Raw genomic sequence first — 12,552 nt, 5'->3', positions numbered from 1 at the left:
TCCTCTTGTGCTAGAACGCGAACCTCACACCAAGCCGGATCTGACGCTCGCCGTATCCGTTGAGCGTGCTCGTGATCCTCATGAAGTTCGCGTTGTTGACATCGCCGTTCGGGTTCGCGAACTTCGGCGTGTTGGTCACGTTGTTAGCCTCGACCCGGAACTCGAGCCGCCGGAGCCCACCTAGCAGGAAGGCCCGGAACACCGAGAGATCCAGGTTGGCGCCTCCGGGGCCGCGGACCGAGTTCGGGCTCGAGCTCCCAAAGCGCACGCCCTCCGGCTGTGCCCAAGCGCTCGGATCGTAGTACGTCCCGCTTGCGCCGACATCGCCGATGCGCGTGGTGTCTCCAATCTGGTCGGCGGTCTGGAGGTTACTCGGCGTGTTCAGGGTGTCCCCGTTCGCGGTCACGTCGAACGGTGTACCGCTGAACATGGCGAAGACGCCGTTGAGCTGCCAGTCGCTGATGAGCGCCCTCGCGACGTTGCCATAGCCCTCGTCACTTCGCCATGGGAGCTGGTACAAGAACCCCAGTTGGAAGTTGTGCGTCCGGTCGAAGCCGGCGACCGTATAGTTGCGGTGATACTGACTTGGCGTGTTGAAATGAACACCCGTCGACCCGTCCTCGTCGCCGGTCGACATGTTCATCGACTTGCCCCACGTGTAGGCCCCCTTGAGCATCAGACCATCGCTGAGTGGCCGGTTGAGGGCGACCTGGAAGGCGTGGTACCGCGTCTTCAAGCGGGCACCCCAGGAGTCGAGATTCCGGAACCGCCCGAGCGAAGCGTAGGGCCGCCCGTCGTTACCGGAGCCTATCTCCAGCGGCGCGTTGATGTCGATCCAGGCATAGCCGCCGTCGCCCTTGGTCCCGACGTAGGCGAGATCCAGCGACATGTTGAGGGGCAGACGCCGCTCGACCGCGAGGTTCCACGACTGAATCGTGCCGCGGTCGATGTTGCCCGGCTCCGGCGTTCGCATGGCGACCCCAGGCGGCAGCGGAAACTGACCGCTCTCGAGGTCTGGCCCCGTGATCAGCGGGATGCCTTCGTCGAGCGGCCCATACGGTGCGAATGTCTCGTTGTCGAAGAACTGCTCTGCGATCGTGAGCGGGTACGAGCCACGAAGCGGGCGCGACCACGGGACGGGGTTGTACGTGACGCCGTAACCGCTCCTGATGACGGTGTCCTCGTTGGGCCGATAGACGAACCCGACCCGCGGAGCGAAGTTGTCCTTGCCTGCCTCCAGGCCGACGTCCTCGGGATTGCCGCCGCGCCCGCCGAGCATCACGTCGAGCGTCTCGAGATCCACGCGCTCGATGCCACGGTCGACCCGATGCATGATGGGGTAGTACTCCCATCGCACGCCGAGGTCGAGCGTCATCTTCGAGCTCACGTTCCAGCGATCGCGGAAATAGAGGCCGTGCTGCCACTCCCGGCCGGTCAACAGCTCGTTCTGCACGCTCTTGCTGACGGTGCCTGGGAGGCCGAGCAAGAACGCGGCGTAGTAATTGTAGAAGTTTGCCGTCTGCGGCCCGCCCCTGAGCGCCGTCGTGCTGCGTGTCGTGAAGTCGAAGCGGCCGCGCGGGTTGTCGAGCTCCGGCTGCCAATGCGTCAGGGACAGGAAGTTCACCAGGTAACCACCCCGGAACTCGTGCCGCCCGGCGACCTTGGTGATGTTGGTCGAGAATGAGTACGTCCGCTCGTCGCGGAAGATCGGCATCCAACCCTCGAAGTTTCCCAGCACTGAAAACGGCGCGGCATTCGTGAGAGGCGGAGTACCGGTCGTCGTGGCGCTCGTCCCAACGTCGAACCGCGGGTAACCCGCGTAGCGGTCTCTGTTGGGCAAATCGAGACCCTGGTCGTTCGTCCCGGGAATCCCCAGCACATCGAGACCGAAGTTCCCCGCTTCGAAGTCTGCGCCGAGGACCGTCTGGTCCTGACGCGAGAAGCCGAACGTGCTGTCGAGGACGACCGTCGGGCTCAGCGTCCAGGTCTGGCCCGCCGTGAACTGGTACACCTTGGTGTCGCCGCCATCGCCCTCGGCGTCAGGGTCGGGCCCGAGGAAGTAGGTCCGGTCGTCGACGACCGCGTCCAGGTAGCTGAACTTGCCCCAGATCTGATGCGAGGAGGTCCGGTTCCAGTTGATCTTGCCGTCGTAGTTGTACCGGTCCGTGGTCCGGCTCTCCTGCCGCTGGTAGTTCTGGCTGAAGCCACCGGCCCCGAAGCCTGTCGTATTTGGCAGTGGATACAGCTCGAGCAATTCGCGCGCGATCGGGTGAATGCGGTCGTCCGGGATCACGTTGTTCGGGAACGGCTGGCGGCCGCTGCCATCCGGATTGCCCGTGGCCGGGTCGTAGATGACCTGACGAGTGCCATCGGCGTTGCGCGCGTTGCCGAAGTTGCCGTTTCGGAGCCCGCTATCCGGCACGCTCAAGAAGTTGAACAGGTCCTGCGACTGTTTGTAGCCCTCGTACGAGCCGAAGAAGAACAGCGTGTTGCGCTTGATCGGCCCACCGATCGTGCCACCGAAGATGTTGCGGTTGACCGGGAGCTTGTCCGGCTTGGCGTCCGCGGTCCCGAAGAAATAGGGCCGCGCGTTCAACGTGTCGCTATTGAAGAACTCGAAGGCCGACCCCCTGAGCTCGTTCGTGCCCGACTTGGTGACGACGGTGATGGCGGCGCCGCCGGCCATGCCTTGCTCGGCGTCGAAGGTATTCGTGGAGACGTTGACCGTGTCGATCGTCTCCGCCGGGGAGACGTACATGTCGTGGTGCGGCAGCCAGATGTTGACGTTCGTGGCCCCGTCCGTGCGCGTGGCGTTGCTGTTGGGATTTTGGCCGTTGACGAAGGTGCGGAGCGACCGCGCGGGCGTGTCGGTCTCGGCGTTCTGGAACGTGGCGGGCGTCGCGCCAGGTGCGAGGTTGACCAGCGCTTGATAGTTGCGGAACTGATTGAGCGGCAGGCTCGTGATCTCGTCTGATTTCAGCTCCGTGTGAAGGTCGGCCTTGTCGGTCTGCAGGAGTGACGCCTCCGAGGCGACCGTCACCGTTTCGGTGAGGGCGCCGACCTCGAGCCTCACGTCGATGCGACTGATGGTGTTCACGGTGACGGGCACGCCGGTTCGCAGGAACTCTCTGAACCCTTGCAGCACCACCTGCACATCGTACGGGCCCGGCTGCACGTTCGTGAAGGAGTAGTTGCCGTTGTCGCCGCTCACCGTCTCGAGGACGAGACCGGTGTTGGTGTTGGTGGCGGTCACGGTGGCGCCGGGCACGGCGGCGTCGGAGCTATCGGTGACGCTGCCGACCAAGCCGCCGTACAAGACCTGTGCCACGGCCGGCCGCTTCGACAAGGCGATCGCACCGGTTATGACCAGGACGGTCACGACCATCGTCCCGACTGCGCGAGCGGGTCTCATGCCTTCCTCCCTCCGAGCTCATCGCGGCGACGGGCTGGCATCGGATCTCACATCGTGGGACGCGCAGCCGTTGCCGCTTCCAGCGCGGTCGACCCGCGCACGACGAAATGGTGGAGCAAAAACGGAAGGTAATCCTTTTGCGGCGCTGGTGTCAACGCAGCGGCAATCTAGGTCGTCATCGGGACATATCCAGCAATTGGAGCAGGTTCTCGCGCGTGAGCATCGTGACCTCCGTCGGCACTTCGAGAAAGGGAGTCACGTCGGAGACAACACGACTCCAGTTCATGTCTTCGAGGCGACTGCGAACCACTTCTCTCCAAGTGATCTGATCGGGCAGGGGGCCGCTCCAGTCAGTCTGCCGGAGCGCTTCGCGGAGAAGGTCGAGATTCGGCTCGGGCCACGTACGGTCGCTCAGGTACCACAGCAGGTCATAGACATCGCGTCCCTTGACGTAAGGGCGCTGGAGAACGGCGTGCAGCTTGCCCGAGAGGAGGGATGCCCGGTCGTGGTGTTGAAGTTGCAGGATGGCATGGCGCCGGACGACCGTTGTTTCGAGTCGTGCGCCGCGAGGTGGCCGGGTATCCACTTCGATCCTGACGGACAGCACCTGCTGCCTCCGAGGGGCAAGAGCCAGTTCGTACAAGAGACCAGGAAACCTGACGAAGGTTGAGTGCACTGCGCGTCGATCGCTAACCCGGATCTCCACGTCGTACGCTTCCGCAGCGAGCTCACGCCGGACCGCCTCTGCGCAGCGCCGGAGATCGTATGGCTTCTCGGGGCGTTCCAGCGTGAAGTCGAGATCCTCCGAGTGCCGCGGCAACGCGTACAAGAAACGCAGAGCGGTGCCACCCTGAAACGCCAGTGCCATCATCGCGCCTTCACGCTGCAAAGCCGAGAGGATGCGCGCCTGTAGATACTCGCGCACGACATTCACGCCGCGTGGTCCGGAGGTGTCGGGTCCCAATAGGTGGCGGATGTATTCCTTCACAGCGCCTCGTAATCTGCTCGTTCCGTCTCGGCGAGTGTCTCGACGACCAACGCGGCTCGGACAAGCTTTGGTGATTCGGCGGACCGAGCGGAGCGACGAAGCAGCTCCAGGTCGAGCTGATCGAGGTGCTGCAAGCGAAGGTTCTCGAGGAAAGGTTCCGTGTCGCCTGCAGGTTCGAGGTGTACAAGGTCGAGCAGGGCCTTCTCTGGAGATGCCACCAGCGCATCCTGCCCAGGAGTGACGCGCTCGACGCGGTAGCCAAACAGCAGCTTGGGCTTGACGTGACGAAACAGGAACGAGCCCAGCGATGTCTGGAAACGGCGCGTTCCCCGTGTGCTGATGCTCGTGACGACCGCGACGTGCTCCGGAATGAGCCCGTGCCACGCCAGGGCAGCCTGACAACTGACGTAGGAGCCCGGAACCAACCGATTAGCCACGAGGAATGGGTGGGGCTCGACCTTACGGTGCGGCGCGGCAAGAGCGTAGAGACCACGGCGAATCTGTACGATGCGGCGGGAGCGCTTCCATCGGCTGAGCTGCCGCTCGACGTCCGCCACAGAGGCGGTCCCTGCAAGGAGCAGCCCTGTGTCGAAAACGGGCTCCTGCCCCACGACTTGCAGGAGTCCGGTAAATGTCACTCACATAACATACCACTAATGGTAAGTAACTGAAACAGATTGGCTTCAGACGCCACATCGGCGGGGGGCGCATCTGCAAATAAGAACGCCGGCGGGCGTGAGGCCTGCCGGCGTGTGTTTGTCGACCGCGTTGCGTGAGAGGCTAGAAGCTGAATCGCAGGCCGAGTCGAATGGTCCGCGGCGCGTTCGCCGTGCTGAAGATCTGCATGAAGTCGCTGGCAGTGACGCCTTCATCCTGGTTCCCGCCAAGGCCAGCCGGTCCATTGAAGATCGGATGATTGAGGATGTTGAACGCTTCGGCGCGGAACTCGAGCCGGCGCGATGCACCCAACGGGAAGGCGCGGAACACCGACAGGTCGAGGTTCCAGGCGCCGGGGCCGCGCACGGAGCTGCGACCAGAGTTGCCGAACTCTACGCCCTCGGGCTGCTCCCAGGCGCTCGGATCGAAGTACGTTCCGGCATCGCCGACGTTGCCGAGCACGACGGGGTCCGCCACCTGGTTGGCCGTCTGGATGTTGCCTGGCATGTTGATCGAGATCCCGCTGTTTGCCGTGACCGTGAAGGGAACACCGGAATAGGCATACGCGATACCGTTCAACTGCCAGCCGTCGGCGAGCGCCTTGGTGATGCCTGTCGTGTTCCTCGCGAACGGCAGCTCATAGAGGAAGCCGAGTTGAAACACGTGCGTGCGATCGAAGGGCTGCAAGGCGTAGTTACGGTGGAGCTGGCTCGGTGCGTTCCATCGGAGGCCGACCCAGCCGTCTTCGCCGTTTGCGCTTTCGCCCATCGCCTTGGACCAGGTGTACGCCCCCTTGAGCATGAGGCCGTTTCTGAACGGCCGATTGACGGCGACCTGCAGGGCGTGGTACTCGGTCTTTAGGCGCGGTCCCCAGCTCTTGAGGTCGCGGTTGCGGCCGAACTCCTCGAAGAACGGCCGGCTCTCGTTGCCGCCTCCCGGTGTGTCGGAGGCGTTGATGTCGAGGTCGGCGAACCCGTCGGTGCCCTTCGTGCCGACGTAGGCGAGATCAACCGAGATGTCGCCCGGGAAGCGCCGCTCGATGGCGACGTTCCAGGACTGAATGTAGCCGCGCGTGAGGTCCGACTCCGGCGTGCGCATGTCAACCGTCGGCGGCAGCGGGACGCGGCCGCTGCTCGTGTCCGGCTGCTGCACCTCCGGAATGCCTTCGTTGAGCTCGGCGACCCAGCCCCACGGATTGTCCTGTGAGAAGTTGTCGCCGATGGACAGCGGATAGAACCCGCGCAGCGGCCGGGCGAACCCGAGCGGGTTGTACGTGATGCCGTATCCGCTGCGGAACACCGTCTCGTCGTTCACGCGATAGATGAACCCGAGGCGCGGTGCGAACAGGCCGCTGCCCACATCGACGCCGAGATCATCCGGGTTGCCGCCGACACCGCCGAGGAGCACCTCCATGGTCTCGAGATCCAGCCGCTCGATGCCACGCCCGGCGCGCGTCATGAGCGGATAGTACTCATAACGAAGCCCGAGGTTGACCGTCATCCGGTCGTTGAGCTGCCAGCGATCGTTGAGGTACAGCGCGTGCTGCCACTCGCGCGTCGTCATTAGCTCGTTCTGGATGCTCTTGTTCGTGCTGCTGACGAGGCCGAGCATGAAGGCTGCGTACGTGTTGTAGAAGTTGGGGGTCTGGCCGCCGTTGAGCCCGGTGGCGTTGGCGGCGAAGTTGAATTCGCCGCGTGGATTGGCGACCTCCGGCTGCCAATGATCGAGGTACAGATAGTTGCCCGAGTACCCGAAGCGCAGCTCGTGGTCGCCGGCCATCTTCGTCAGGTTCGTGGAGATCGCGTACGTGCGCTCGTCTCGGAACAGCGGGTTCCAGCCGGCGTTGTTGCCCAGGGCGCTGAAGCCAGGATTGAACTCTGGAAATCCCGAGTAGCGCTCGTCGTTTGCGAATGCCCCATTCCCGCCGTTGGTGCCAGGCAGGCCCAGCACGTCGCGCCCGAAGAATCCGAGCTCGAAGTCCGACGCTGCAACGTTCTGATCCTGACGTGAGAAGCCGAACGTCGAGTCGAGCACCAAGGTGGGGCTGAGCGTCCAGGTATGGCCGAAGGTCGATTGATAGACCTTGGTGTCGCCGTTGCCGTTGCCGTCCACACCCAGGTAGAACAAGTTGCCCACCGTGGCGTTCATCTGGCTGTACTTGCCCCAGATTTGGTGAGACGAGCTACGGTTCCAGTTGATCTTGACGTCGAAGTTGTGCCGATCGACGTTGGTGTTGTTCTCACGCGTAAAGTTCCGCGTCGCGTCGTGGGCATCGTCACCTGCATTGGGCAGTGGGTAGAGGTCGAGGACGTCCCGAGCGACCGGGTTGATCCGATCAGCAGGGACCACGTTATTGGGAAACGGCTGGCGGCCAGTCCCATCCTCGTTGCCGGTCATGGGATCATAGATGACCTGCAGGGTGCCGTCTGCGTTCCGCGCGTTGCCGAAGTCTCCGGTGCGCAGGGCTGGGGTGGGGACATCGTAGAACCCGAAGTCCGAGCTGCGGTCGAAGAAGCCCTCATAGGAGCCGAAGAAGAACAGCTTGTTCGGGACGATGGGACCGCCGAGCGTGCCGCCCGTGATGTTGCGATCGAGCGGCGGCTTCTCGGGGTCGAAGAACTCTCTGGCGTTGAGGGCGTCGCTGTTGACGAACTCGAAGGCGGAACCGGACAGCTGGTTCGTGCCGGACTTGGTGATCACCGTGATCGCCGCGCCACCTGCCTGCCCCTGCTCGGCGCCGAAGCTGTTGGTCGAGATGTTGACCGTGTCGACCGTCTCGGCCGGAGAGACGTACATGACGTGGTGCGGTAGCCAGAGATTCACGTTCGTGGCGCCGTCGGTCTTCGTCGCGTTGCTATTCGGGTTCTGGCCGTTGACGAATGTCCGCAGCGAACGCGCTGGCGAGTCGGTAAGCGCATTTTGAAAGACCGCCGGCGTTGCCCCCGGCACGAGGTTCATCAGGCTCTGGTAGTTCCGGTAGCTCGGTAGCGGAAGGTCCGTAATCTCCTTCGCCTTCAGCTCGGTGTGCACGTCCGCGGTGTCGGTCTGCAGCAGGGCCGCCTCGGAGGCAACGGTCACCGTCTCCTGGAGCTCACCGACCTCCAAGGTGACGTCCACGCGGCTGATGCTGTTGGCGGTCACCGGCACGCCCGTGCGCACGAACTCCTTGAATCCTTGCAGTGAGATGCTGACGTCGTAGGCGCCAGGCTGGATGTTCGTGATGTTGTAGTTGCCGGCTTCGTTGGAGACGGCCTCGAGCACGAGGCCGGTATTCGTGTTCGTCGCGGTCGCCGTCGCGCCCGGCACCGCGGCGCCGGAGCTGTCGCGCACGGTGCCGACGAGGCCGCCGTACAAGACCTGGGCGTCGGCTGGCCGAGCCCATGGCATGGTCGCACCGGTTATAACCAGCGCAATGGCTACAATTCTCCTTGCTGCTGCCTTAGGGGGGCTCACTCCACACCTCCAACCGTGCCCCCAACGCGGGGCACACAATAAAAAGCCCTTCATCACCGAGCACACCATGCGACGAGAATCAGGGCGACACGCAATGAGACAGCGGGGGCGCACAACCGAACTGGCTGAGCAGCACCAAGGTAATCCGCTTACCGGGCTTGTGTCAACGGCCAGACGTGCGCACACGAATAACGATCAGCGTAGCGCACCACGATGACACTGAGGTGACAGCGGAGGTGGCTGCGCGGCGTGCAGCCGCACAGGTGTAGCAGGGTAGGGTGGTGCTGCGTGATACAAAAGGGCCCAGCGATCACTCGCCAGGCCCTTGTGGAGGGCTACGACTGTCGCACGCCTGACACCGGGCTCAGAAGCTGAACCTCAGGCCAAGGCGAACCTGCCGTGGCGGGTAAGCGGGAGTGGCGTTGCCTCCTAGCAGGCTCGTCACCTGCATGAACGTCCCGCTCGTGACGTTGTTGCTCGGGTTGTTGAACTTTGGCGTGTTGGACACGTTGGAGGCCTCGACCCGGAACTCCAGCCGGCGTGTGCCGCCCATTGGGAAGGCCCGGAACAGCGAGAGGTCGAGGTTGACGCCGCCGGGGCCGCGCACCGAGTTTCGGCCCGAGTTGCCAAAGCGGACCCCCTCCGGCTGTGCCCAGGCGCTTGTGTCGTAGTACGTCCCGCTCGCGCCAATCTCGCCGACGTTCTGGGCGTCGCTAACCTGGTCGGCCGTCTGCGTGTTGCTCGGCGTGTCCAGCACAGCGCCGCTCGCGGTCACCGTGAAGGGCGTGCCGGTGAACGCCGCAAAGACCCCGTTGATCTGCCAGTCGCTGACGAGGGCCTTCGCGATGCTGCTGTAGCCTCCATCGTTGCGCCACGGGAGCTGATAGAGGAACCCGAGCTGGAAGTTGTGCGTCCGGTCGTAGCCGGCAAGGGCGTAGTTGCGATGAAGCTGACTCGGCATGTCCCAGGTGAGCCCGACCCAGCCGTCATCGTCCGCCATGTTCATCGCTTTGCTCCAGGTGTAGGCGCCCTTCAGCATCAGCCCGCCCGTGAAGGGGCGATTCAGGGCCACCTGCAGGGCGTGATACCGCGTCTTCAAGCGCCCGCCCCAGAGGTTGAGATCGTTGGTTCGGCCCATTGACGCGAACGGCCGGCCTTGGTTGCCGGTCCCGACCTCCTGCGGCGAGTTGATATCGAGGTCGGCATACCCACCGTCGCCCTTGGTCCCGACGTAGGCAAGATCTACCGAGAGATCCCCAGGCAGACGCCGCTCGAAGGAAAGATTCCAGGACTGAATCATGCCGCGATCCACGTTGCCGGGCTCAGGTGTCCGCATCGCGGCTTCAGCGGGCAGCGGAACCCGGCCGCTGCTGAGGTCCGGCCCCTCAATGAGCGGAATGCCTTCATCGAGGGTGCTGGCGAAGCCGAACGGCTCGTCCTGGAAGAAGCTGGCCGCGATCGTGAGCGGATAGAACCCGCGCAGCGGCCGCGACCAGGGCATCGGGTTGTAGGTGACGCCGTAGCCCGTGCGCACCACGGTGTCGTCGTTCAATCGATAGACGATCCCGACGCGTGGCGCGAAGTGGTTCGCGCTCGCGTCCAGACCGACGTCTTCGGGATTGCCGCCGAGGCCGCCGAGGAGCACATCGAGCGTTTCAAGATCGACCCGCTCGAGGCCGCGGTCTGCCCGATGCATGATCGGGTAGTACTCCCAGCGGACGCCGAGGTCGAGCGTGAGCTTGTTGTTCACCGCCCAGCGGTCGCGGACGAACACCCCATGCTGCCACTCGCGCCCGGTCATCAGCTCGTTCTGCACGCTCTTGCTGGCTGTTCCCACCAGGCCCAGCAAGGTGGCCGCGTACCGGTTGTAGAAGTTACCGGTCTGCGCGCCATCGGCGTTGAGCGCCGCCGCGTTCGTAGCGATTTGAAAGCGACCGCGCGGGTTGTCGATCTCCGGCTGCCAGTGATCGAGGTAGAGGAAGTTCACGAGATAGCCGGCGCGAATCTCGTGGCGACCCGCCACCTTCGTGAGGTTGGTCGAGACTGAGTAGGTGCGCTCGTCGCGGAAGATCGGCATCCATCCTTCGTAGTTGCCGAGCAGGCTGAAGCCCGTGTCAAAGCGCGGGTAGCCGGCGTACCGCGAATCGCCGAGCCCCTGGTCGTTCGTGCCCGGGATGCCCAGTACATCGAGGCCAAAGTTGCCGGCCTGGAGATCTGGTCCCAGCACCGACTGGTCCTGACGCGCGAAGCCGAACGTGCTGTCGACGACGACCGTTGGGCTGAGCGTCCAGGTCTGACCGGCGGTGAACTGGTAGACCTTGGTGTCGCCGCCGTCACCCTGCGCATTCGGGTCGGGACCCAGGAAGTAGGTGCGGTCGTCGACAACGGCGTCCATGTAGCTGAACTTCCCCCAGATCTGGTGCGCCGATGTCCGGTTCCAGTTGATCTTCGCGTCGTAGTTGTATCGGTCCGTCGTGCGCTTCTCCTGGCGCTGATAGTTGTCCGTGAAGCCGCCGGCGCCGAAGCCCGTAGTGTTCGGCTCCGGATACAGATCCAGCAACTGGCGCGCGATCGGATGGATCCGGTCGGATGGAATCACGTTGTTGGGAAACGGCTGGCGGCCGGTGCCATCCGGGTTGCCGGTCATCGGGTCGTAGATGATCTGACGCGACCCGTCCGTGTTGCGCGCGTTCCGGAAGTCGCCGTTTCGGAGTGCCGCATCCGGTACCGTGAAGAAGTTGAACAGGTTCTGCGATCGCCTGTAGCCTTCGAACGAGCCGAAGAAGAACAGCGCGTTGCGCTTGATGGGGCCGCCGACCGTGCCACCGAAGACGTTCTGGTCGATAGGCAGCTTTTCCGGCTTGGCATCTGCCGTTCCGAAGAAATATGGTCTCGCGTTCAATGCCTCGCTGTTGAAGAACTCGAACGCCGACCCCCTGAGCTCGTTCGTCCCGGACTTGGTGATGACAGTGAGGGCGGCGCCACCCGCCATCCCCTGCTCAGCGTCGAAGTTGTTCGTGGAGATGTTGACAGTATCGATGGTCTCCGCCGGCGGCACGTACATGTCGTGGTGTGGAAGCCAGATGTTCAAGTTCGTCGCGCCGTCGGTGCGGTTGGCATTGTTGTTGCGGTTCTGACCGTTGACGTTCGTGGTCAGCGAGCGCGCGGGTGAGTCGGTCTCGGCGTTCTGAAACATCGCCGGCGTCGCACCAGGCACGAGGTTGACGAGCGCCTGGTAGTTGCGAAACTGGTTGAGCGGCAGGCTCGTGATCTCGGCAGACTTCAGCTCCGTGTGCACGTCGGCCTTGTCGGTCTGAAGCAAGGTCGCTTCGGAGGCGACCGTGACCGTCTCCGCGAGGCCACCTACGTCGAGCGTGAGATCGACGCGGCTGATCGTGTTCACGGTGACCGGCACGCCGGTCCGCACGAACTCCTTGAAGCCCTGCAGCACCACCTTCACGTCGTAGGGGCCAGGCTGGACATTCGTGATGGAGTAAGTGCCGGTCTCGTTGCTCACGGTCTCGAGCACCAGGCCGGTATTCGTGTTGACTGCCGTCACGCTCGCGCCCGGGACCGCCGCGCCGGACGAGTCCCTGACCGTGCCCACCAGGCCGCCGTACAGGACCTGGGCGTTCACCGGCGGGCTCCATGAGCTGATCGCACCGGTTATAACCAGTGCATTGATCCCAATCCTCCCAAGGACGTTAGGGGGCCTCACACCATACCTCCATGTCAAGCCGCATCGGAAGCGGCAAATCACAAAGATCCGGCGTCGCCGACGCGGGATGCGAGGCACGCTGATCGCCCGCACCCGTCGGCGACGGGAGCATGCAACCTGAAATGGTTGAGCACAAGAAAGGTAACCCCCTCGCCGCACTCCTGTCAATGGCTCGACGGAGGCGAGGGGCGCCTCAGGTGAGCACACGCGGCGGGCGTGCTACATGACCCGACCACCGCGCAGCTCGTAAACCGCGCAAGACCAGGGAGTAGCAGGGAGTGCGTAGCGGTCCGAAAGACCCTGTCCTCGCCCAGCCGGTAGGTG

5 protein-coding genes are annotated in these 12,552 nt (G+C 63.8%); all 5 read right to left on the bottom strand.

Annotated elements, in window-relative coordinates; genetic code table 11:
• Positions 1 to 10 precede the first annotated feature (10 nt).
• Entirely contained in the window at positions 11 to 3,412 is a 3,402-nt protein-coding gene (locus tag GEV06_05875; protein ID MPZ17422.1) for a hypothetical protein, read from the bottom strand.
• A 175-nt stretch (positions 3,413 to 3,587) separates the two neighbouring features.
• A complete protein-coding gene (locus GEV06_05870) occupies positions 3,588 to 4,400 on the bottom strand; it encodes a hypothetical protein (GenBank protein MPZ17421.1) in 813 nt (270 codons plus the stop codon).
• A complete protein-coding gene (locus tag GEV06_05865) occupies positions 4,397 to 5,038 on the bottom strand; it encodes a hypothetical protein (protein ID MPZ17420.1) in 642 nt (213 codons plus the stop codon). Before GEV06_05865 ends, GEV06_05870 begins: the two co-directional genes overlap by 4 nt.
• 142 nt (positions 5,039 to 5,180) lie before the next feature.
• Positions 5,181 to 8,579, bottom strand: a complete 3,399-nt coding sequence (locus tag GEV06_05860; GenBank protein ID MPZ17419.1) for a hypothetical protein — start codon at positions 8,577 to 8,579, stop codon at positions 5,181 to 5,183.
• A 295-nt stretch (positions 8,580 to 8,874) separates the two neighbouring features.
• Positions 8,875 to 12,435, bottom strand: coding sequence for a hypothetical protein (locus GEV06_05855; GenBank protein ID MPZ17418.1), 3,561 nt, complete (start codon positions 12,433 to 12,435; stop codon positions 8,875 to 8,877).
• Positions 12,436 to 12,552 lie beyond the last annotated feature (117 nt).

It is taken from the genome of Luteitalea sp., assembly GCA_009377605.1.
In the GTDB taxonomy this organism is placed as follows: domain Bacteria; phylum Acidobacteriota; class Vicinamibacteria; order Vicinamibacterales; family Vicinamibacteraceae; genus WHTT01.
Note: the sequence above shows the minus strand (reverse complement) of the source record. Positions and strands in the feature narration are given on the sequence as shown.